Below are 20,467 nucleotides of genomic sequence, written 5' to 3'. Positions count from 1 at the left end.
TGTAAACCATTTTGAAAACATTTAGGTTTACGAGTATAAACCGAACCGTAAATTAACAAAACCCTTTGGAGAAGCCAATGGCTCACCACGTACGTTGGACAATGTCGCAAGTAACTGAATTATTTAATAAACCACTCATCGATCTGTTATTCGAAGCGCAGCAAATCCACCGGCAACACTTTGATCCGCGCCAGGTGCAGGTCAGCACCCTGCTGTCGATCAAAACCGGCGCTTGCCCGGAAGATTGTAAATATTGTCCGCAGAGCGCGCGCTATAAAACCGGGCTCGAAACCGAGCGCCTGATGGAAGTCGAGCAGGTGCTGGAATCAGCGCGTCAGGCGAAAAACGCCGGCTCGACCCGCTTCTGCATGGGCGCGGCGTGGAAAAACCCCAATGACCGCGATATGCCGTATCTGGAGCAGATGGTGAAAGGGGTGAAGGCCCTGGGGCTGGAGTCGTGCATGACGCTTGGCACTCTGACCGACAGCCAGGCGCAGCGCCTGGCCGAGGCGGGCCTCGATTACTACAACCACAACCTCGATACCTCGCCGGAATTTTACGGCAACATCATCACCACCCGCACCTACCAGGAGCGCCTGGATACCCTGGACAAAGTGCGTGACGCCGGGATCAAAGTCTGCTCCGGCGGTATCGTCGGGCTGGGGGAGACCGTGAAAGACCGCGCCGGCCTGCTGCTGCAGTTGGCTAACCTGCCCACGCCGCCGGAAAGCGTACCGATCAACATGTTGGTGAAGGTCAAAGGTACGCCGCTGGCGGATAACGACGATGTCGACGCTTTCGATTTTATTCGCACTATCGCCATCGCGCGCATCATGATGCCCACCTCTTACGTGCGTCTCTCCGCCGGCCGCGAGCAGATGAACGAGCAGACCCAGGCGATGTGCTTTATGGCCGGGGCGAACTCCATTTTCTACGGCTGCAAGCTGCTGACCACGCCGAACCCGGAAGAGGACAAAGATCTGCAGCTGTTCCGCAAGCTGGGGATCAACCCGCAGCAGACGGCGGTGCTGGAGGGCGACAATGAGCAGCAGCAGCGTCTGGAGCAGGCCTTACTCACCCCGGACACTGAGGAATATTACAACGCGGCGGTGCTATGACCTGGCAGCAGCGAATCGATAGGGCGCTGGACGAGCGACGGGCGGCGGATGCTCTTCGCCGCCGCCTGCCGGTGACGCACGGCGCCGGGCGCTGGCTGGCGCGGGAAGGGGAGCGCTGGCTTAACTTCTCCAGTAATGACTATCTTGGCCTGAGCCAGCATCCGGCGATTATCGCCGCCTGGCAGCAGGGGGCGGAACGTTATGGCGTCGGTTCCGGCGGTTCGGGACACGTAAGCGGCTATAACGAGGCCCACCGCGCGCTGGAAGAGGAACTTGCCGACTGGCTGGGCTATCCGCGCGCATTGCTGTTTATCTCCGGCTTTGCCGCCAATCAGGCGCTGATCGCCGCCCTGGCGGATAAAGAGGATCGGATCGTGGCCGACCGCCTGAGCCACGCCTCCCTGCTGGAGGCGGCAAGCCTCAGCCCGGCGCAGCTACGCCGTTTCGCTCACAACGATCCGCAGCAGCTCGCGCAACTGCTGGCTAAGCCGCTGGCGGGCGAACAATTGGCGGTCACTGAAGGCATTTTCAGCATGGATGGCGACAGCGCGCCGCTGGCGGCCATTCACGCCGCGGCGCAGGCAGCAGGGGCATTGTTGCTGGTGGATGACGCCCACGGCGTCGGCGTGGTCGGCGACGAAGGACGCGGGAGCTGCGCCGCGCAGGCGGTGCGCCCTGAGCTGCTGGTGGTTACCTTCGGCAAGGCCTTCGGCGTCAGCGGCGCGGCGGTGCTGTGCGACGAAGCAATGGCCGATTATCTGCTGCAGTTTGCCCGTCATTTGATCTACAGCACCGCGATGCCGCCCGCCCAGGCGGTGGCGCTGAGCGCCGCCCTGCGGATCATTCGCAGCAATGAAGGACAGCAGCGTCGCGACATCCTGGCCGCCCGCATCCGTCAGTTCCGTGAGGGGATGGGCGAGGTGTCGCTGGGGTTGACCGACTCCGTCAGCGCGATCCAGCCGCTGATCGTCGGCGATAACGGCCGGGCGCTGAGCCTGGCCGCACGTCTGCGCGACGCGGGCTGCTGGACGACGGCGATCCGTCCACCGACGGTGCCGGTCGGCAGCGCTCGTCTGCGCCTGACCCTGACCGCCGCCCATCAGGCTGAGGACATTAACCGTTTACTGGAGGTGCTGCATGGCCACGGTGAATAAGCAGGCGGTGGCCGCGGCGTTTGGCCGGGCGGCCGGCGGCTATTCGCAACATGATGAACTGCAGCGGCGCAGCGCGGAATTGCTGCTGCGCCAGCTGGCGCGTCGCGATTTTCCCCGGGTGCTGGATGCTGGCTGCGGCCCCGGCGGCATGAGCCGCCGCTGGCGTGAGGCGGGCAGCGTGGTGACCGCGCTGGATCTCTCCCCCGGGATGCTGGCAGAGGCGCAGCGTAACGACGCCGCTCAGTATTACCTGCTGGGCGACATTGAGGCGCTGCCGTTGCCGGACGCCTGCGTCGATCTGGCGTGGAGCAATCTGGCGGTGCAGTGGTGCGACGATCTGCGCGCCGCCCTTGGCGAGCTGTACCGGGTGGTGCGCCCCGGCGGCAGGGTGGCGTTTAGCACGCTGCTGGCCGACTCGCTGCCGGAGCTCAATCAGGCGTGGCAGGCCATCGACGACCGGCCGCATGCCAACCGTTTTCTCAGCGAAGCGGCGGTGCGCGCGGCGCTGAGCGGCCTGCGGGCGTCCGGCGAGGTGCATCAGATTAGCCTGCCGTTCGCCGACGCGCTGAGCGCCATGCGATCGCTGAAGGGCATCGGCGCCACCCATTTGCACCAGGGGCGGGCATCGGCCCCGCTTGGCCGCGGCAAACTGCGCGAGCTACAGCTGGCCTGGCCGCAGCGGCAGGGCGTCTGCCCGCTGACGTATTCTCTTTTTACAGGAGTCATTGAGCGTGACTAAACGTTTTTTTGTCACCGGGACCGATACTGAAGTCGGGAAAACCATCGCCAGCAGCGCCCTGCTGCAGGCGGCGAATCAGCTGGGTTTTCACACCGCTGGCTACAAGCCGGTGGCTTCCGGCAGCGAGCTTACCGCCGCAGGGCTGCGTAATGAAGACGCCCTGGCGCTGCAGCGTCATAGCCGGGTCGCGCTGCGCTATGAACAGGTTAACCCGTATACCTTCGCCGAGCCGACCTCACCGCACATCATCAGCGCCGACGAAGGGCGGCCGATCGCCGCGGCGAGGCTCTCCAGCGGGCTGCGCGAGTTAGAACGCCTCGCCGACTGGGTGCTGGTGGAAGGGGCCGGCGGCTGGTTTACGCCGCTGTCGGAAACCCTGACCTTTGCCGACTGGGCGCAGGCGGAGCAGCTGCCGGTGATTCTGGTGGTGGGCGTCAAGCTCGGCTGCATCAATCACGCGATGCTTACCGCCCAGGCGGTACGCCAGGCAGGGCTGCCGCTCGCGGGGTGGATCGCCAATGACGTGCAGCCGCCGGGCAAGCGCCACGCCGAGTATCTGGCGACGCTGAAAAACCGGCTGGCCGCGCCGTTCCTCGGCGAAATACCGTGGCTTGCCGATATCGCGCAGCGCGACGATCTCGGCCAGCATCTGGATCTCAGGGCGCTGGATCCGGCGTCATCCACTGCGCCAGCAGCGGTTCATCCAGCGCCATAATATCGCCTTCGGCGACGTTACGGCCCCGGTGCAAAACACAGAAACGATCCGCCACCCGGCGGATAAAGGGCAGGTGCTGCTCGGCGAGCAGCACCGTCAGGCCGATATCGCGATTCAACCGCAGCAGCAGATCCGCCAGCTTTTGCAGACAGCGCGGCCCTCTGCCGCGCGAGGGTTCATCAAGGATCAGCAGCCGAGGCTGGACAATCAGCGCCCTGGCCAGCGCCAGTTGGTACTGATCGTCGTCGCTCAGCGAGGCGCCTTTGCGCTGCCGTAGGGCATAGAGTTCGGGAAAATGCTCATAGATTTCGCCGCCGCTGGCGTTAGCCCCGGGTTTCCCGGCCGCGAGGGCAATATGCAGATTCTCTTCCACGCTGAGCTGCGAAAAGATGCGTTTATCCTGCGGCACATAGCCGATACCGATGGCGCTGCGCGACTGGGCCGACAGGGGGGTGAGATCCTGCGGCGGGGCGCCAATGTCATGCCAGGTCATCCGGCCGCTGGCCACCGGCAGGTGCCCGGCAATGCAGTTAACCAGGGTGGTTTTTCCCATGCCCTCGCGTCCCAGTACGCCAATGCACTCCCCCGGGCGTAGTTCAAGATCGACATTCCACAGCGAATGCTGGTTGCCGTAAAAGTGATTTACTGCCTGTAAATTCAACATGGACGTTTTCTCCTTATCCTGGCGTCAGGGCGACAGAAAGATGCTGCAAAACTCTTGCCAGGAAAAAGAACGCTCGGAAAAAAACGCTAAATGCCGATACCATCAGGCACAGCCAGCGCCTGGGGTGCACTTTTCCGGTGCCCGACGCTAAAGGGTGGTGCAAAAAGCAGCAAAAATCGAGCGGCTTTAAGCGGATAGTTATCAAAAATAGTTCGATAAAAATTTTTCGCCACGTGATTAAGGCCGCCAGACGATTTGCGCCGGGCGGCGGCGGTCTTGGGCTGCAGACAGTTATCCACTATTCCTGTGGATAACCTTGTGTATTAGAGTTAGAAAACCTGCGGTAAGCTAGAGCGTACGCGGCTTGCGGCTGAATTGGCGCGAAAGGCGTCTTTTCTTTAAAAGCATTAAATATCAGCTTGTTAGATAAAATCAATGGGTGTAAGAAAAGCGTCATCTGCTGCCATAAAACTTTCACCCGTCCGCTTGACAAATGTTAAAAGGTAAAAATTTCTGGGGATAACCCTGACGGCCGGAGGATTATTCCGCCCGGCGCGCGTTTTATACCCTGCTTACCGGCAAAAAAGGCCATATTGTGGCGCTATCATAAGCACGCACTGTTTAAATATCCAGTATAATTTATTGGCAAAAAACGGCCCGGGGGGTAGAATTAAACACCGGCCGCTAAATCTTTTTCAGGTTCTGATTGATGAGTAAATCGTTTGTTCTGCATTCCGCCTTTCGCCCCTCCGGAGACCAACCGGAAGCCATCCGCCGCCTGGAAGAGGGGCTGGAGGATGGGCTCGCGCATCAAACGCTGCTGGGGGTCACCGGCTCCGGTAAGACCTTTACCATCGCCAACGTGATTGCCGATCTGCAGCGGCCGACGATGGTGCTGGCGCCAAACAAAACTCTGGCGGCCCAGCTCTACGGCGAGATGAAAGAGTTTTTCCCGGAGAATGCCGTCGAGTATTTCGTCTCCTACTACGATTACTATCAGCCGGAAGCCTATGTCCCCAGCTCAGATACCTTCATTGAGAAAGATGCCTCGGTAAACGAACATATCGAGCAGATGCGCCTGTCGGCCACCAAAGCGCTGCTTGAGCGGCGCGATGTGGTGGTGGTGGCCTCGGTCTCGGCTATTTACGGCCTCGGCGACCCGGACCTGTATCTGAAAATGATGTTGCATCTGACGGTGGGGATGCTGATTGACCAGCGGGCGATCCTGCGCCGCCTGGCGGAACTGCAGTATACCCGCAACGATCAGGCCTTCCAGCGCGGCACCTTCCGGGTGCGCGGCGAGGTGATCGACGTCTTCCCGGCGGAATCGGACGATATCGCCCTGCGCATTGAGCTGTTTGACGAAGAAGTTGAGCGCCTGTCGCTGTTCGACCCGCTCACCGGCCATGTGGAATCGACGGTGCCGCGCTACACCATTTATCCCAAGACCCACTACGTGACGCCGCGGGAGCGCATTGTCCAGGCGATGGAAGAGATCAAGCTGGAGCTGGCGGAGCGGCGTAAGGTGCTGCTGGCCAACAACAAGCTGCTGGAAGAGCAGCGCTTAACCCAGCGCACCCAGTTCGACCTCGAAATGATGAACGAGCTGGGCTACTGCTCGGGCATTGAAAACTACTCGCGCTTCCTCTCCGGGCGCGGCCCCGGCGAGCCGCCGCCCACCCTGTTCGACTACCTGCCGGCAGACGGCCTGCTGGTGATTGACGAATCTCACGTCACGGTGCCGCAGATCGGCGGTATGTACCGCGGCGACCGGGCGCGCAAAGAGACGCTGGTGGAGTACGGCTTCCGCCTGCCGTCGGCGCTGGATAACCGGCCGATGAAGTTTGAAGAATTCGAAGCGCTGGCGCCGCAAACCATCTACGTGTCGGCCACCCCCGGCGCCTACGAGCTGGATAAATCCGGCGGCGAGGTGGTGGATCAGGTGGTGCGGCCGACCGGTCTGCTGGATCCGATCATCGAAGTGCGGCCGGTGGCGACCCAGGTCGACGATCTGCTGTCGGAGATCCGCCTGCGCACGGCCATCAACGAGCGCGTGCTGGTCACCACCCTCACCAAGCGGATGGCGGAAGACTTAACCGAGTACCTTGAGGAGCACGGCGAGCGGGTGCGCTATCTGCACTCGGATATCGACACCGTCGAACGTATGGAGATTATCCGCGACCTGCGTCTTGGCGAGTTTGACGTGCTGGTCGGGATCAACCTGCTGCGTGAGGGGCTGGATATGCCGGAGGTGTCGCTGGTGGCGATCCTGGATGCGGACAAAGAGGGCTTCCTGCGCTCCGAACGCTCGCTGATCCAGACCATCGGCCGCGCGGCGCGCAACGTCAACGGCAAGGCTATCCTGTACGGCGATAAGATCACCCCCTCGATGGCGAAAGCCATCGGCGAGACAGAGCGTCGACGGGAGAAACAGCAGCGCTATAACGAAGAGCACGGCATTGTGCCGCAGGGGCTCAACAAGAAAGTGGTGGATATCCTGCAGCTGGGCCAGAGCCTGGCGAAAACCAAAGCCAAAGGGCGCGGTAAAGCGAAGGCCGTCGAGCCTGCCGGGCTCAGCGGCGTGGATATGACGCCAAAAGCGCTGCAGCAGAAAATCCACGAGCTGGAAGGGCAGATGATGCAGCACGCGCAAAACCTCGAGTTCGAAGAGGCGGCGCAAATTCGCGACCAGCTGCATCAGCTGCGCGAACTGTTTATCGCCGCCTCCTGAGTCCCGGCGTGTACTGCCGGGAGGTGGACGTGCGGGAAGCAGACAAGGCGTGGCCCTTATCGCCCTGTTCCGCAGCCAGATAACCATTCGCGGTGAAGAAAAAAGGCCGCAAAGCGGCCTTCTTAATGTTTGCTTAATCTCGCCAGGCGACACTATCCTCAACCTGATGAGGATAGCGCCCATGCAAAAAATCAACTTCCGTGAATATCTGGCGGTCGCCACCGCCCTGGTCATTATTGTTGCCTTCTTCCATCAGTGGGTGCTGACGTTCTGACCCGCGCGCCGCGGGAATAACACCCACGCGCGGACCCCTGGCCCCGGCTGGCGGTTATGTAAAAAGAACTGGGCGTCATGCAGCTGAGCGATGCGCGTGACGATGCTCAGTCCTAGCCCTATACCGCCGTAGCGACTGTCCATGCGCACGAAGGCCTTACTGAGTTCGCCGCTTTTCGCCTCATCAATCCCCGGTCCTTCATCTTCCACTGCCATCACTGGCATCAGACCCGCTTTCACCGACACGCGGATCCTCGACCCTTGCGGGCTATAGCGATGGGCATTTTCCACCAGATTGCGCAGAATGACGCGGATGAGCGTCGCGTCGCCAGAGACGACGGCCTCGCTTTCGACATCCGTCAGCAGCAGCCGTTGCTGGCGCTCGGCCAGCATGGTCTCCAGCTCATCCTGCAGCGGTTTGACCACGTCATCCAGCAGCAGCACCTGCTGATAGCTGCCGGCGGAAAAGGACTGACCGACGCGCGCCAGCTGCAGTAGCTGCGAAATGCTGGTGGTCATCTGGTCGAGCCGCTGGATCAGCGGGTCGACGCCCACGCCGTGCACTTTCGCCAGCAGCTCCAGGTGCAGCCGCAGTCCGGCCAGCGGGGTGCGCAGCTCGTGCGCCACGTCGGCGGTAAACAGCCGTTCGCGATCGAGAGTCAGATTGAGGCGGGAAACCAGCTGATTCAGGGCGGTGGTCACCGCCGTCACCTCGGGCACCGATTCGCTGAGTACGATAGGAGTGAGGTTATCCGGAGTGCGACTCTCCAGCTCGCTTTGCAGACGTGACAGCGGGCGGGTGATTTTGCGTACCGCCAGCATGCTGATATACAGCGCCAGACCCACGATCAGCAGGCTCGGCACCAGCAGGCTGGCGACCGCTTCCCGAACCTCATGCTCCACATGCTTTTGGTTGTTGTGCCCTTCGATGGCGCTGGCCACCAGCAGCTGGATCTGCTCTTTGCTCTCATGCCATAGCCAGAAGACGCTGATCAGCTGGCAGACCACCAGAATGGCGCCGATGGTCAACAGCAGCCGGTGACGCATGGTCCAGTTTTCGGTTGCAAACAGAGCCATGGTCTATTCCGTATCGATGTGGTTAGCCAGCATATAGCCGAAGCCCCTGACGGTGCGGATCCGCGATTTGCCAATCTTATCGCGCAGGTTATGGATATGCACTTCCAGGGTATTGGTCGCTGGCTCATTGTCCCAGCTGTAGATATCGTTGTAGAGGATCTCACGATGTACCGGGCTGCCGGCTTTCATCATCAGCCGCGACAGCAGGGCATACTCCTTCGGCGTCAGATCCAGCGCCGTCTCACCGAGCCACACCTGGCGGCGGGTGACGTTGAGGCGCAGATCGCCGACGCTGATTTCGTTATCGCCCTGATTATTATGCCGACGGAGCAGGGCGCGAATGCGCGCGTTTAGCTCTTCCAGGGCAAAGGGTTTCACCAGATAGTCATCCGCGCCGGTGTCGAGACCGCTAATGCGATCCTCAAGGGTATCGCGGGCGGTGAGGATCAGCACCGGCTGGGTCATTTTCTCCCGCCGCATACGGGCGAGAAAATGCAGGCCGTCTTCGTCCGGCAGGCCGAGGTCGAGTACGATCAGGCTGTAGTGATTGCTGGCCAGCGACAGCGCCGCTTCGTGCGCCGTGGAGACGCCGTCGCACACGTATCCTTCGCTTTGCATCGCCAGGATTAACCCCTGCAACAACAGCGCATCGTCTTCAATGACTAAGATTTTCATCAACCAGCCTCTCTACATGGCGTTAAAATATCATCTGCCGCCTGGTACTCGTGGGTGCTGACGCCGAGCAGGCCGAGCAGGGTGGAGAACAGATTATCTTGTGAATAATCCTTCGTCTTAGCCTGTTGTTGCAAACACTGGCTGGAAACACCGTAACGTTGCTGGTAATCCGGCGACAGCCACAGCAGCATGGGCACGTGCTTTTGCGTATCCGGCGCAATGGAGTACGGCAGACCATGCAAATAGACGCCATTTTCGCCCAGCGATTCGCCGTGGTCGGACAAATAAACCAGGCTAGTGGTGAATTTGTCCTGTTTAGATTGCAGTAGTTTTATCGCTTTATCAACGACATAGTCGACATACAGAATGGTGTTATCGTAGGTATTGGTCAACTGTTGTTGCGTACAACTTTGGATTTCATTGGTATCGCAGGTTGGGGTGAATTTTTTGAACTCAGCCGGATAGCGATTGTAATAGGTTGGGCCGTGGCTGCCGATGGTATGCAGTACGATAATGCCATCCTGTTGCAGGTTATCGATATAGCTGTCGAGATTATGGAACAGCACGTCGTCGTAGCACTCGCCGTCGATGCACTGTCCGGTTAGCTTCAGATCGGTCACGTTCTGATGCGGTACCCGATCGCATGCCCCCTTGCAGCCGCCATCGTTGTCGTTCCACAGCACCTGGATGCCGGCGCGCTGCAGAATATCCAGGACGCCTTCCTGGTGATGGGCCAGCTCTTCGTCGTAGCGCGCGCGCGGCATATTGGAGAACATGCAGGGCACGGAAACCGCAGTTGCTGTGCCGCAGGAGGTGGTTTTCGGGAAGTACACCACGTTGTCCTGTTGCAGGCGCGGGTTAGTCTCCCGATCGTAGCCGCCCAGTGAGAAGTTATCCGCTCGCGAAGTCTCGCCGAGCACCACAATCGTCAGGTTCTTACGGGGACCGTTATGCATCACCGGTTTCTGTTTGGCATCTTCGCCAATCTTCACCAGAGGCAGGTTGTCCATGCGATGGTGCGCATACCAGGAGTTCAGCGCCACAATGCTGTTGGAGGGGCTCAGGGATTTCACCAGCTCTTTGTTGTTACGGAACACCGAGGCGTAATCTTTGTAGAACAGCGCGGCCACCAGAATTATCAGTAGTGCCGAAACGGCGATATTGAGCAGACGCATCGCCGCGCCGCGCCAGAAAGAGGCAGGTTTACGAACTTTAATCCACCAGGCCACCAGAACCATCAACAGGCCGGAAACTCCAAGCACGATGACCATTTTCGTCGACAACAGAGCGAAGCTTTCCGCCGGTGTGGTATCGAAGATATTGGCGATCATCGAACGGTCAATCACCACGCCGAAGGACCAGATAAAGTACTGAGCCGAAGCGCTGAGTAGAATAAAAAGGCTAATCACCAGCCGGTCCAGCTTCAGGAACGAGGCGAGGGTGGTGAGGATATTCATCACGCAAATGGCCACGATTGGCATACTGAGGAATACCAGCCAGTTATGCAGGCTATTTACCGGCAGTAGCGGGAAAACCTGGCGATAAAAAGCCAGGTTGAGAAAGATACCGATATAGCAAGCAAAGAGAATCAGATACGTTGTGCGGCTGAGAACGGGCCGACGCAGAGGCAATAAAGACATAACACCTACCTACAGAAAGAGATATGGGTATAATGCCAGCTCTGTTTTAAGACAACCTTAAGATTTTAAGGTGCGCCGAAAGCCGATCCTCCGGCGCGCAGGATCAGCCCGGCAGCTGGAGCGCTTTCTCCAGCGCCCCGCGCAGCAGCGCCCGGTCATGGCGATAGGGAACGTCGCTGGCCTCCAGCGGCGTCTGAATCACCAGCCTGTTGTCGATGCCGCTGATATCGGCTTTTGGGCCGGCGATAACCGCATCCACCACCCGCTTGCCCACATAGCGCTCCATAATTGCGATGCGCTCCGCCAGCGACAGCCTCGCGGCCGGGCTGTGCTCTTTGCCGAGGTTATCGATAAACACCATTGGCGCCGGAGTGCGACGCAGCGCCTGGGCCATCTCGTCAAGCAGCAGGATTGGCAGCAGGCTGGTATAGAAACTGCCCGGGCCGATAAGGATCAGATCGGCTTCGGCGATGGCCTCCACCGCCTCACGGGTGGCCGGTACCGGCGGGGTGAGCATCAGCTCCTGCGGCACGCTATCGAGCTGATCGATATTGACTTCACCGTAAACTTCATGGCCTTCATGATCGAGCGCCATCAAATCCACCGGTTGTTCCGACATCGGAATAAGAAAAGCGTCCACTTTGAGCAGGTTTCTGATCAAATTGATCGCTTCCAACGGCCGCACGCTGAGGTGATCCAGCGCCTTTAACATCAGATTTCCCAGGTTATGGCCGGAAAGCTCGCCATTGCCGCTAAAACGGTACTCAAACATCGCCGACGCCACGCTCGGCTCGGCGATTAACTGATTGATGCAGTTGCGCATATCGCCCCAGGCAATGCCGCCTTCCGAGCGGCGGATCCGCCCGGTGGATCCCCCGTTGTCGGTGGTGGTCACAATGCCAGTCAGCCGTGAGCCCAGCGAGGACAGGGAGGACATTACCCGACCCAGACCATGCCCGCCGCCGAGCGCCACCACCCGATCCAGGTCAGCGAATGTACGATTGCGCATAGAAATTCCTTATTTCACATAAACGGCCACACACTACCCGATCTACCCCTAAAAGACGATGGGAGGAGCCCGACAAACTGACCGATATCAAGGCAAAAAGATGATTTATGGCTATTCTGTAGCGAAAATGCACGAAGGTAGCGATATATACAAGAATATATAGCGAAATCGCAAATGGCGAAACCGTCTGGAACGCGCTACTATCGGCATAACCTGTTAACACTCTAGCCTCTTCGCCTGTGTCAAAAGATATGGCGGTTTGGCCGCGACGCCGCCGGTTGTCGCCAGGGCGTGGGAAGAAATGACCGCGTCTCCCGTATTTGGAAAGGTGTATATGGCCTCACAGCTTACCGATGCATTCGCGCGTAAGTTTTATTACCTGCGTCTGTCGATTACCGATGTGTGCAATTTCCGTTGCACCTACTGCCTGCCGGATGGCTACAAGCCCGGCGCCGTCAATAACAACGGCTTTCTTAGCGTAGACGAAGTGCGCCGGGTCACGCGCGCTTTCTCCGCGCTGGGCACTGAAAAAGTTCGTCTCACCGGTGGGGAACCCTCCCTGCGCCGTGACTTCACCGAGATCATCGCCGCCGTGCGTGAAAACCCGGCGATCCGTCAGATTGCCGTCACCACTAACGGTTATCGCCTGGCGCGCGATGTCGAACGCTGGCGCGATGCCGGGCTGACGGCGATCAACGTCAGTGTCGATAGCCTCGACGCCCGCCAGTTCCATGCCATCACCGGCCAGGATAAATTCCACCAGGTGATGGACGGGATTGACGCCGCCTTCGCCGCGGGCTTTGACAAGGTGAAGGTGAATACCGTACTGATGCGCGATGTTAATCATCACCAGCTTGATACCTTCCTCGCCTGGATCCAGCCGCGTCGTATTCAGCTGCGTTTTATTGAGCTGATGGAAACCGGCGAGGGCAGCGACCTGTTCCGCCGTCACCATCTCTCCGGCATGGTGCTGCGCGACGAGCTGCTGCGTCGCGGCTGGATCCACCAGATCCGCCAGCGCAGCGATGGTCCGGCGCAGGTCTTTTGTCATCCGGACTACGCCGGCGAGATCGGCCTCATCATGCCGTACGAAAAAGACTTCTGCACCACCTGCAACCGTCTGCGCGTCTCCTCCGTCGGCAAATTGCACCTGTGCCTGTTTGGCGAAGGCGGCGTCGACCTGCGCGACCTGATGGCCGATGATCGGCAGCAGGCCGCGCTGGAAGCGCGGATCGCCGAAGCCTTAACCCATAAAAAGCAGACCCATTTCCTGCATCAGGGCAACACCGGTATTACGCAGAACCTGTCCTATATTGGCGGATAATCGTTTTCGAAAGGAGCATTCAGATGAGCCAGGCTAGCGCTGAGTTTATTCCGACCCGTATTGCTATTCTTACCGTTTCCAGTCGTCGCGGCGAAGCGGACGACACTTCCGGCCACTGGCTGCGTGAGGCGGCGCAGGAGGCGGGGCACCATGTCGTCGATAAGGCGATAGTCAAAGAGAACCGCTACGCCATCCGCGCCCAGGTATCGGTGTGGATCGCCAGCGATGAGGTACAGGTGGTGCTGATCACCGGCGGGACCGGGTTCACCGAAGGGGACCAGGCGCCGGAAGCGCTGCTGCCGCTGTTTGACCGTGAGGTGGAAGGTTTTGGCGAAGTGTTCCGCATGCTGTCGTTCGAAGAGATCGGCACCTCGACGCTGCAGTCCCGGGCCGTGGCCGGCGTCGCCAACCACACGCTGATCTTCGCTATGCCGGGCTCGACGAAAGCCTGCCGCACGGCGTGGGACAACATCATTGCCCCGCAGCTGGATGCCCGCACCCGTCCTTGTAATTTTATTCCTCACCTGAAGAAATAATGTATGTCACAACTGACCCATATTAACGCCGCGGGCGAAGCCCATATGGTGGATGTCTCCGGCAAAGCGGAAACGGTACGCGAAGCGCGCGCCGAGGCTTATGTCGAGATGCAGGCGACAACCCTGGCGATGATTATCGACGGCAGCCATCATAAAGGCGACGTTTTCGCCACCGCGCGTATCGCCGGGATCCAGGCGGCCAAGCGCACCTGGGAGCTGATCCCGCTGTGCCATCCGCTGATGCTCAGCAAAGTGGAAGTCAATTTGCAGGCGCAGCCGGAACATAACCGGGTGCGCATCGAATCGCTCTGCCGCCTGACCGGCAAAACCGGCGTCGAGATGGAAGCCCTTACCGCCGCCTCGGTTGCCGCGCTGACCATTTACGATATGTGCAAGGCGGTGCAGAAGGATATGGTGATTGGCCCGGTGCGCCTGCTGGCGAAAAGCGGCGGCAAGTCCGGCGATTTTAAGGTGGACGAACGCCATGATTAAGGTTCTGTTTTTTGCCCAGGTGCGCGAGCTGGTGGGGACTGATTCGCTGACTCTCGACGCCAGCGAGCTGGCCACCGTTGAGGCTGTGCGTCAGCAGCTTGCCGCTCGCGGCGATCGCTGGGCGCTGGCCCTGGAGGAGGGCAAGCTGCTGGCGGCGGTTAACCAGACGCTGACCGCCTTTGACCATCCTGTCGCCAGCGGGGATGAAGTGGCGTTCTTCCCACCGGTCACCGGGGGCTGACATGACGCAAACTCGTATCGTCGTTAGCCCGGCGCGCTTTAGCGTTGGCGAGGAGTATCTCTGGCTGGCCGAACGCGATGAAGACGGCGCGGTGGTTACCTTCACCGGCAAAGTGCGCAATCACAACCTCGGCGACAGCGTGAAAGCGCTGACTCTTGAGCACTATCCGGGGATGACCGAGAAATCGCTGGCGGAGATTGTCGACCAGGCGCGCGAGCGCTGGCCGCTGGGCCGGGTGACCATTATCCATCGCATCGGCGAAATGTGGCCGGGGGAAGAGATTGTGTTTGTCGGCGTCACCAGCGCCCACCGCGGCAGCGCCTTCGCCGCCGGCGAGTTTATGATGGACTACCTGAAAACCCGCGCGCCGTTCTGGAAACGCGAGGCGACACCGGAGGGCGAGCGCTGGATCGATGCCCGCGACAGCGATCGTCAGGCGGCAGAGCGCTGGTAGTGTGATACGCTTACAGAGTGAAACTTTGTTAATCAGGAGAGAGTCATGGACAGATATCCGCGTTCCGATTCAATAGTGCAGGGCCGCAGCGGCCTGCAGACTTATATGGCGCAGGTGTACGGCTGGATGACGGTCGGCCTGCTGCTGACGGCGTTTATCGCGTGGTTTGCGGCGAATACCCCGGCGGTGATGATGTTCGTCTTTTCGAGCAAAATCACCTTTTTCGGGCTGATCATCGCCCAGCTGGCGCTGGTGTTTGTGCTGTCGGGGATGGTGCAGCGGCTGAGCGCCGGGATGGCGACCACCCTGTTTATGCTCTATTCGGCGCTCACCGGGTTGACGCTGTCGAGCATTTTTATCGCCTACACCTACTCCTCCATCGCCAGCACCTTTGTGGTCACCGGCGGGATGTTCGGGGCGATGAGTCTGTACGGCTACACCACCAAGCGCGACCTGAGCGGCTTCGGCAGCATGCTGTTTATGGGGCTGATTGGCATCGTGTTGGCGTCGCTGGTTAACCTGTGGCTGAAGAGCGAGGCGCTGATGTGGGCCGTGACCTACATCGGGGTGGTGCTGTTTGTCGGCCTGACCGCCTACGATACCCAGAAGCTGAAAAACATCGGCGAGCAGATTGATACCCGCGACAGCGCCAATCTGCGTAAATACTCGATCCTCGGCGCCTTAACGCTGTATCTGGATTTCATCAACCTGTTCCTGATGCTGCTGCGTATTATGGGCAACCGCCGCTAACCTGTTTATATCAAAAGGTTGCATCCCCTACCGCCCGGCAAGCGCAGCGCCGCCGGGCAATAATCAGGCACGGTACCCGTGATTTCGCCGGGTGGCGGCTGCGCCTTACTCGGCCTACAGGATCCTCTCGCAGGCTCACACCCCGTAGGCCCGCGCAAGCGCAGCGCCGCCGGGCAATAATCAGGCACGGTACCCGTGATTTCGCCGGATGGTGGCTGCGCCTTATCCGGCCTACAGGATCCTCTCGCAGGCTCACACCCCGTAGGCCCGTGCAAGCGCAGCGCCGCCGGGCGATTTCACTCGCGGGCCAGCTTGCGCTGGTTCTTTTGCCGCAGCTTTTTCGCCCGACTCTCCAGCAGCAAATAGGCCACCGTCGCCAGCAGCAGCGGCAGGAAGTAATAGAGTGCGCGCCAGGCGAGGAGAGCGGCGATGATCGCTCCCTTCGAAATCTCTTCCCCGGAGAGCATGGCGATGAACACCGCCTCCAGCACGCCAATCCCGGCCGGAATGTGGATAATCACCCCGGCGATACTGCTCACCAGCAGTACCCCCAATACAAGGAAATAGTTAATCTCGCTGCCCAACAGCAGCCAGATGATCGCCCCCATCGCCATCCAGTTCGCCGCCGAGACCCCCATCTGCAGCAGCGCGAATCGCCAGGAGGGCAGCACCAGCCGCTGACCTTTGATCGTCAGGTGACGGCGTTTGGCGAAGGCGCAGCCAAACAGATAGCACAGTGTGAGAAACAGCATCACTCCGCCGATAATGCGCAGGGTGGTCTGGCTGATGTACCAGTGCGGCGGCAGCTTCACCAGATCCGCTGTAAATATCACCCCACCGAGCAGGATATAGCCCAGCCAGTTGGTGGTGATGCTTAATGAAAAAATACGGGTGATGGTGCCGCCGTTGAGCCCCAGCCGCGAGTACAGCCGGTAGCGCATGCCGATGCCGCCGACCCAGGTGCTGAGGGTCAGGTTGAAGGCATAGCAAATAAACGACACCAGCATCACCTGGCGTTTCGCCAGCTTATGCCCGCAATAGGCCCGGCCAAGCAGATCGTAGCAGCCGTAGATCAGATAGCTGACGATGACCAGCGCAATGGCGCTGAACAAGGCCAGCCGATCATAGCCGCGGATCACCTTCCATACTTCCTGCCAGTCGACCTTCTGCGCGTAAATCACCAGCAGGACGATTACGGCGATAAAAAAGAGTACGGTCAGCACTCTTTTTGCCATCCGCCAGCGAGGGTGCGATTTGCTCATAGTGGATTATCCCTGGTAGGTGACTCGACGCGATCCTGAGTTTCAATCTCCGGCTGCACCGGCGGGCTGACCCTGGCCAGCCGCGGAGTATGGGCCGGCAGCCAGCCGACCCACGCCGGAAAGTGGCGCAGAAAGTGGAAGGCCATCACGCTCACCCCCAGCCGCCACCAGTTGCGTTTCGGCAGCATCGTTTTATCGATCCGCTGACAATCCCGGGCGATAAGCCCGTTAAGATTATCGCGCAGCGTCTGGTTAAACACCCGGTCGTGGATGATCAGATTGGCTTCCAGATTCAACGACAGGCTGAGCGGATCGAGGTTGCTCGACCCGACGGTGGCCCAGTGGTCGTCCGCGAGGGCGACTTTGCCATGCAGCGGACGGCGGCGATATTCGTAGATCTGCACGCCGCCTTTGACGAGGTAGTGGTAGAGCAGGTGGGCGCCGAACTTCACAATCGGAATATCCGGTTCGCCCTGGACGATCAGCTTCACCCGCACCCCGCGCCGCGCGGCATTGCGCATCGCATGCAACAGACGGTAGCCGGGGAAAAAATAGGCGTTCGCGATTATCACCTCCCGGCGGGCGCTGGTCAGCATCTTCAGGTAGTGGCGTTCGATATCGTCGCGGTGATCCTGGTTATCGCGCCAGACGAACAGCGCCTGCGCCTCGCCGGGGGTCTGGTTGATCTCCGGCTGATGGCGACGACGGCGCCACCAGCGGCGGGCGGTTTCGCTGTTGGGCAGATTCTCCAGTTCGAACTGCAGAATATCGAGCACCACCGGCCCTTCGACCTGCACCGTGTAATCCTGTTTGGCCTCCGGGCCATAGTCGCTCATATGTTCGGCGGAGTAGTTGATGCCGCCGACAAAGGCGGTGGTGTCGTCGATCACCACGATTTTACGGTGCATGCGACGGAACAGGTTGGTACGCATTCCCATCAGCTTAGGGCGCGGGTCGTAATAGCGGAAAATCACCCCCGCGGCGGTCAGTTCACCGACAAACTCATCGCTAAGATCCGGCGAGCCGTAGCCGTCAAGCAGCACTTCCACCTGGATGCCGCGGCGGGCTGCCTTCAGCAGAACCGCGTGCAGCCGCCAGCCGACCTCATCTTCAAACCAGATAAAGGATTCGAGGATCACCCGCCGGCTGGCGCGACCGATGGCCGCAAACAGCGCCGGGTAATACTGGTCGCCGTTCTCCAGTAGCGTAATGCGGTTGCCTTCCTGCCAACGACATTTCACAAATGAATCTCCACGCTAAGGGGTGCATGATCGGACAGATGCCGCCACTGTTTGAGGGCCAGCGCCTTCGGGCGGCTGGCGTGGGCGTTCTTGACGTAAATGCGATCGAGGCGCAGCAGCGGAAAACTGACCGGAAAGGTGCGCGCCGGCCGTCCGCGGGCGCGGGTAAAGATCTCTTCCAGCCCTGCCTGGACCTTTAACGGCTGGTTAGCCTGCTGACGCCAGTCGTTAAAATCTCCGGCCACCACCACCGGCTCGCCGGCGGGCAGGGTATTGACCCACTCCGCCAGCATCGCCAGCTGCGCCTGCCGCTGGTCGGCACGCAGTCCGAGATGGACGCAAATGACGTGAATCGTAACGCCGCTCTGCGGCGGTACGATGCGGCAGTACAGCAGGCCGCGTTTCTCCCCGTTGCCGACCGAGATATCGCGATTTTCATAGTATTCAATCGGAAAGCGCGACAGCACGGCATTCCCGTGGTGACCTTCCGGATAGACCGCGTTGCGCCCGTAGGCGTAGTCGCTCCACATGGTGTCGGCAAGAAATTCGTAATGGGTCTTATCTGGCCAGTTTTCGATATGCAGCGGGTGAACTTCGTGAGCGCCCATCACTTCCTGCAGGCAAACTATGTCAGCGCTGACGCTGCGAACGGCTTCGCGCAGCTCGGGCAAAATAAAACGCCGATTAAACGCCGTAAAGCCTTTATGGGTGTTAATTGTCAGCACGTTCAACGAAAATCCCGACGTTGGCTCAGCCATAATTCTCCAGTAAATGTCACTTTCCTGAATAAAATAGTGTAGTAGACGTCACAAAAAGATGCGGTGATACGGAATTTTCCGTAAAGTGCGGTACTCTGAGTAGCAGAGAAAAATCCTTCAGGAGAGAAGCCATGAAGTGGCAACAACGTGTACGCGTCGCAACAGGTCTTAGTTGCTGGCAGATTATGTTGCATCTACTGGTCGTGGCAGTGCTGGTGATGGGATGGATGAGCGGCGCGCTGGTGCGCGTCGGATTAGGGCTGTGCGTCCTCTACAGCGTCACGCTGCTGGCGATGCTGTTTCTGCAGCGTCACCATGAGGCGCGCTGGCGCGATGTGGGAGACTTCCTTGAGGAGCTCACCACCACCTGGTACTTCGGCGCCGCCATGATAGCGCTGTGGTTGCTGTCGCGCGTGCTGCACAACAACCTGCTGCTGGCCCTCGCCGGGCTGGTGATACTGGCAGGCCCGGCGGTGGTCTCGCTGCTGGCGAAAGATAAAAAATTACGCAATCTTTCTTCGGAACATCGCATACGCCGCTGAGCCGGTGGTGGCCGCTATGACCAGTAGCGGCCACAAACTTCCCCACACAATCTCCAGACTCGCATCCTTCAAATAAATTTGCTTGGTGATATCGGTAAAGTGGCGGATCGGGTTTATCCACGTCAGATCCTGCAGCCACTGCGGCATGTTTTCCACCGGTGAAACATAGCCGGAGAGAAGAATCGCCGGCATCATAAAGACGAACACGCCAATAAACGCCTGCTGTTGCGTTGAACATAGCGATGAGATCAATAAGCCAAATCCCACCAGCGACAGACCGTAAATCACCATGGTGAAATAGAACAGCAGCAGCGAGCCGGCAAACGGGATCTGATAGGCCCAGATACCAATCGCCAGCACGATAGTCGCCTGCAGGGTGGCGACGATCAGCGCCGGTACCGCTTTACCGACAAAGATTTGCCAGGTGGCGAGGGGCGAGACCAGCAGCTGATCGAGGGTGCCCTGCTCGCGCTCGCGGGCCACCGACAGCGAGGTGACGATCATCACTCCGATGGTGGTGATCATGGCGATGAGCGACGGCACCACGAACCATTTGTAGTCGAGATTCGGGTTATACCAGTTGCGCACCACCAGTTCGCTGTTGTTCGGCTTCGCTTTGTCCTCCAGCAGTTCCTGCTGATAATTTTTCACGACCTGTTGCAGATAGTTGGCGGCGATTTGCGCGCTGTTGGAGTTGCGCCCGTCGAGCAGGAGCTGCAGCGGGGCGGTTTGATAGTTGTCGAGGTTGCGAGAGAAATCCGCCGGGAAGCGCACCACCAGCAGGGCTTTTTGTTCATCGATGGTCGGCTGGATCGCCTGCGGGCTTTTCAGCAGCAGGACATGGGTAAAGGCTTTGGCGCGGGCGAAGCGCTGAGTGAGTTCCACCGCGTGGCGACCGCTGTCTTCGTTGTAGATGGCGATGGTGGCGTTGGTCACCTCCAGCGTCGCGGCAAAGGGAAACAGCAGCACCTGAATCAGCACCGGCATGATTAAAATTGCCCGCGTCTGTGGTTCGCGCAGCAGCGACTGCAGCTCTTTGCGGATCAATGTCCATAAACGGTGAAACATAATA

General features: G+C 59.6%; 22 protein-coding genes and 1 riboswitch. Of the genes, 12 read left to right on the top strand and 10 right to left on the bottom strand.

The genetic code is table 11. The features are described 5' to 3' along the window. Positions 1-77: 77 nt before the first annotated feature. From bioB to bioD, 4 genes are read left to right on the top strand one after another with little or no spacing between them, the layout of a single operon-like run. Complete coding sequence (gene bioB, locus ACLEXF_RS11315) at positions 78-1,118, top strand: biotin synthase BioB (protein WP_004886109.1); 1,041 nt, start codon at positions 78-80, stop codon at positions 1,116-1,118. Continuing rightward, positions 1,115-2,272 carry an 8-amino-7-oxononanoate synthase gene (gene bioF, locus ACLEXF_RS11310; RefSeq protein ID WP_004886112.1) on the top strand — a complete coding sequence of 386 codons (1,158 nt, stop codon included), beginning with the start codon at positions 1,115-1,117 and terminating at the stop codon, positions 2,270-2,272. The genes bioB and bioF overlap by 4 nt, the downstream gene beginning before the upstream one ends. Further along, positions 2,256-3,011 carry a malonyl-ACP O-methyltransferase BioC gene (gene bioC, locus ACLEXF_RS11305; protein WP_004886115.1) on the top strand — a complete coding sequence of 252 codons (756 nt, stop codon included), beginning with the start codon at positions 2,256-2,258 and terminating at the stop codon, positions 3,009-3,011. Before bioF ends, bioC begins: the two co-directional genes overlap by 17 nt. Continuing rightward, complete coding sequence (gene bioD / locus ACLEXF_RS11300; protein WP_004886117.1) at positions 3,004-3,726, top strand: dethiobiotin synthase; 723 nt, start codon at positions 3,004-3,006, stop codon at positions 3,724-3,726. Before bioC ends, bioD begins: the two co-directional genes overlap by 8 nt. Here bioD and ACLEXF_RS11295 read toward each other — a convergent pair. Further along, positions 3,668-4,390, bottom strand: a complete 723-nt coding sequence (locus ACLEXF_RS11295; protein WP_017900923.1) for an ABC transporter ATP-binding protein — start codon at positions 4,388-4,390, stop codon at positions 3,668-3,670. The two genes, bioD and ACLEXF_RS11295, sit on opposite strands and share 59 nt — an antisense overlap. A gap of 86 nt (positions 4,391-4,476) precedes the next feature. Continuing rightward, positions 4,477-4,689, bottom strand: coding sequence for a hypothetical protein (locus tag ACLEXF_RS11290; RefSeq protein ID WP_004886124.1), 213 nt, complete (start codon positions 4,687-4,689; stop codon positions 4,477-4,479). Between the two features lie 410 nt (positions 4,690-5,099). Between ACLEXF_RS11290 and uvrB the strand changes: the two genes are divergently transcribed. Further along, complete coding sequence (gene uvrB, locus ACLEXF_RS11285) at positions 5,100-7,121, top strand: excinuclease ABC subunit UvrB (RefSeq protein ID WP_004886127.1); 2,022 nt, start codon at positions 5,100-5,102, stop codon at positions 7,119-7,121. A gap of 252 nt (positions 7,122-7,373) precedes the next feature. On the opposite strand, the gene pmrB is transcribed toward uvrB, so the two are convergent. The 4 genes from pmrB to yvcK all read right to left on the bottom strand — a co-directional run bounded on the left by pmrB (position 7,374) and on the right by yvcK (position 11,795). Next, positions 7,374-8,471, bottom strand: coding sequence for a two-component system sensor histidine kinase PmrB (gene pmrB / locus ACLEXF_RS11280; RefSeq protein WP_407259882.1), 1,098 nt, complete (start codon positions 8,469-8,471; stop codon positions 7,374-7,376). 3 nt (positions 8,472-8,474) lie between these two features. After that, positions 8,475-9,146 carry a two-component system response regulator PmrA gene (pmrA, locus tag ACLEXF_RS11275; protein ID WP_004886130.1) on the bottom strand — a complete coding sequence of 224 codons (672 nt, stop codon included), beginning with the start codon at positions 9,144-9,146 and terminating at the stop codon, positions 8,475-8,477. After that, positions 9,146-10,786: a phosphoethanolamine transferase EptA gene (gene eptA / locus ACLEXF_RS11270; protein WP_064189345.1), complete on the bottom strand. Its 1,641-nt coding sequence runs from the start codon at positions 10,784-10,786 to the stop codon at positions 9,146-9,148. The genes pmrA and eptA overlap by 1 nt, the downstream gene beginning before the upstream one ends. A 103-nt stretch (positions 10,787-10,889) precedes the next feature. Next, positions 10,890-11,795, bottom strand: a complete 906-nt coding sequence (gene yvcK / locus ACLEXF_RS11265) for a uridine diphosphate-N-acetylglucosamine-binding protein YvcK (RefSeq protein ID WP_004886135.1) — start codon at positions 11,793-11,795, stop codon at positions 10,890-10,892. A 208-nt stretch (positions 11,796-12,003) separates the two neighbouring features. Next, positions 12,004-12,142, top strand: a riboswitch (molybdenum cofactor riboswitch). On the opposite strand from yvcK, the gene moaA reads away from it, so the two are divergent. From moaA to ACLEXF_RS11235, 6 genes are all read left to right on the top strand, one after another. Further along, positions 12,130-13,119, top strand: coding sequence for a GTP 3',8-cyclase MoaA (moaA, locus tag ACLEXF_RS11260; RefSeq protein ID WP_004886137.1), 990 nt, complete (start codon positions 12,130-12,132; stop codon positions 13,117-13,119). It overlaps the preceding riboswitch by 13 nt. A 23-nt stretch (positions 13,120-13,142) precedes the next feature. Further along, on the top strand, positions 13,143-13,655 hold the full coding sequence (gene moaB, locus ACLEXF_RS11255) for a molybdenum cofactor biosynthesis protein B (RefSeq protein ID WP_004886139.1): 513 nt from the start codon (positions 13,143-13,145) through the stop codon (positions 13,653-13,655). 3 nt (positions 13,656-13,658) lie between these two features. Beyond that, positions 13,659-14,147: a cyclic pyranopterin monophosphate synthase MoaC gene (gene moaC, locus ACLEXF_RS11250; RefSeq protein WP_004886142.1), complete on the top strand. Its 489-nt coding sequence runs from the start codon at positions 13,659-13,661 to the stop codon at positions 14,145-14,147. Then, on the top strand, positions 14,140-14,388 hold the full coding sequence (gene moaD, locus ACLEXF_RS11245; protein ID WP_004886145.1) for a molybdopterin synthase sulfur carrier subunit: 249 nt from the start codon (positions 14,140-14,142) through the stop codon (positions 14,386-14,388). Before moaC ends, moaD begins: the two co-directional genes overlap by 8 nt. 1 nt (position 14,389) lies before the next feature. Beyond that, positions 14,390-14,842: a molybdopterin synthase catalytic subunit MoaE gene (gene moaE / locus ACLEXF_RS11240; RefSeq protein ID WP_114464978.1), complete on the top strand. Its 453-nt coding sequence runs from the start codon at positions 14,390-14,392 to the stop codon at positions 14,840-14,842. A gap of 45 nt (positions 14,843-14,887) precedes the next feature. Continuing rightward, on the top strand, positions 14,888-15,592 hold the full coding sequence (locus ACLEXF_RS11235) for a Bax inhibitor-1/YccA family protein (RefSeq protein ID WP_017900170.1): 705 nt from the start codon (positions 14,888-14,890) through the stop codon (positions 15,590-15,592). Between the two features lie 296 nt (positions 15,593-15,888). Here the strand turns inward: ACLEXF_RS11235 and ACLEXF_RS11230 are convergent, their stop codons facing one another. Genes ACLEXF_RS11230 through ACLEXF_RS11220 form a run of 3 tightly spaced genes read right to left on the bottom strand, consistent with a single transcriptional unit; the run spans position 15,889 to position 18,853 of the window. Next, entirely contained in the window at positions 15,889-16,854 is a 966-nt protein-coding gene (locus ACLEXF_RS11230; protein ID WP_017900169.1) for a lysylphosphatidylglycerol synthase domain-containing protein, read from the bottom strand. Continuing rightward, the gene (gene clsB / locus ACLEXF_RS11225) at positions 16,851-18,095 is read right to left on the bottom strand and encodes a cardiolipin synthase ClsB (protein ID WP_004886156.1); all 1,245 of its coding nucleotides are present in this window, start codon (positions 18,093-18,095) and stop codon (positions 16,851-16,853) included. The genes ACLEXF_RS11230 and clsB overlap by 4 nt, the downstream gene beginning before the upstream one ends. Continuing rightward, positions 18,092-18,853 (bottom strand): endonuclease/exonuclease/phosphatase family protein, encoded by a 762-nt coding sequence (locus ACLEXF_RS11220; protein ID WP_017900168.1) that lies wholly within the window; start codon positions 18,851-18,853, stop codon positions 18,092-18,094. Before ACLEXF_RS11220 ends, clsB begins: the two co-directional genes overlap by 4 nt. 131 nt (positions 18,854-18,984) lie before the next feature. On the opposite strand from ACLEXF_RS11220, the gene ACLEXF_RS11215 reads away from it, so the two are divergent. Beyond that, entirely contained in the window at positions 18,985-19,395 is a 411-nt protein-coding gene (locus ACLEXF_RS11215) for a YbhQ family protein (RefSeq protein WP_012542390.1), read from the top strand. On the opposite strand, the gene ACLEXF_RS11210 is transcribed toward ACLEXF_RS11215, so the two are convergent. Next, complete coding sequence (locus ACLEXF_RS11210) at positions 19,357-20,463, bottom strand: ABC transporter permease (RefSeq protein WP_004886162.1); 1,107 nt, start codon at positions 20,461-20,463, stop codon at positions 19,357-19,359. The two genes, ACLEXF_RS11215 and ACLEXF_RS11210, sit on opposite strands and share 39 nt — an antisense overlap. Between the last annotated feature and the right edge of the window lie 4 nt (positions 20,464-20,467).

The organism is Klebsiella pneumoniae complex sp. WS1778 (assembly GCF_049472055.1).
GTDB lineage: Bacteria > Pseudomonadota > Gammaproteobacteria > Enterobacterales > Enterobacteriaceae > Klebsiella > Klebsiella quasipneumoniae.
The sequence above is the reverse complement of the archived record's forward strand: the minus strand, read 5'-3'. Positions and strand labels throughout refer to the sequence as shown.

Bases quoted from the DNA above. Each gene is read 5' to 3' on its own strand.
- ACLEXF_RS11295 (WP_017900923.1), bottom strand. From the start codon at position 4,390: ATGTTGAATTTACAGGCAGTAAATCACTTTTACGGCAACCAGCATTCG.
- ACLEXF_RS11230 (WP_017900169.1), bottom strand. From the start codon at position 16,854: ATGAGCAAATCGCACCCTCGCTGGCGGATGGCAAAAAGAGTGCTGACC.
- pmrB (WP_407259882.1), bottom strand. From the start codon at position 8,471: ATGGCTCTGTTTGCAACCGAAAACTGGACCATGCGTCACCGGCTGCTG.
- ACLEXF_RS11220 (WP_017900168.1), bottom strand. From the start codon at position 18,853: ATGGCTGAGCCAACGTCGGGATTTTCGTTGAACGTGCTGACAATTAAC.
- ACLEXF_RS11235 (WP_017900170.1), top strand. From the start codon at position 14,888: ATGGACAGATATCCGCGTTCCGATTCAATAGTGCAGGGCCGCAGCGGC.
- uvrB (WP_004886127.1), top strand. From the start codon at position 5,100: ATGAGTAAATCGTTTGTTCTGCATTCCGCCTTTCGCCCCTCCGGAGAC.
- ACLEXF_RS11215 (WP_012542390.1), top strand. From the start codon at position 18,985: ATGAAGTGGCAACAACGTGTACGCGTCGCAACAGGTCTTAGTTGCTGG.
- bioB (WP_004886109.1), top strand. From the start codon at position 78: ATGGCTCACCACGTACGTTGGACAATGTCGCAAGTAACTGAATTATTT.
- yvcK (WP_004886135.1), bottom strand. From the start codon at position 11,795: ATGCGCAATCGTACATTCGCTGACCTGGATCGGGTGGTGGCGCTCGGC.
- moaD (WP_004886145.1), top strand. From the start codon at position 14,140: ATGATTAAGGTTCTGTTTTTTGCCCAGGTGCGCGAGCTGGTGGGGACT.
- moaE (WP_114464978.1), top strand. From the start codon at position 14,390: ATGACGCAAACTCGTATCGTCGTTAGCCCGGCGCGCTTTAGCGTTGGC.
- moaA (WP_004886137.1), top strand. From the start codon at position 12,130: ATGGCCTCACAGCTTACCGATGCATTCGCGCGTAAGTTTTATTACCTG.
- eptA (WP_064189345.1), bottom strand. From the start codon at position 10,786: ATGTCTTTATTGCCTCTGCGTCGGCCCGTTCTCAGCCGCACAACGTAT.
- moaC (WP_004886142.1), top strand. From the start codon at position 13,659: ATGTCACAACTGACCCATATTAACGCCGCGGGCGAAGCCCATATGGTG.
- pmrA (WP_004886130.1), bottom strand. From the start codon at position 9,146: ATGAAAATCTTAGTCATTGAAGACGATGCGCTGTTGTTGCAGGGGTTA.
- moaB (WP_004886139.1), top strand. From the start codon at position 13,143: ATGAGCCAGGCTAGCGCTGAGTTTATTCCGACCCGTATTGCTATTCTT.
- bioF (WP_004886112.1), top strand. From the start codon at position 1,115: ATGACCTGGCAGCAGCGAATCGATAGGGCGCTGGACGAGCGACGGGCG.
- ACLEXF_RS11210 (WP_004886162.1), bottom strand. From the start codon at position 20,463: ATGTTTCACCGTTTATGGACATTGATCCGCAAAGAGCTGCAGTCGCTG.
- bioC (WP_004886115.1), top strand. From the start codon at position 2,256: ATGGCCACGGTGAATAAGCAGGCGGTGGCCGCGGCGTTTGGCCGGGCG.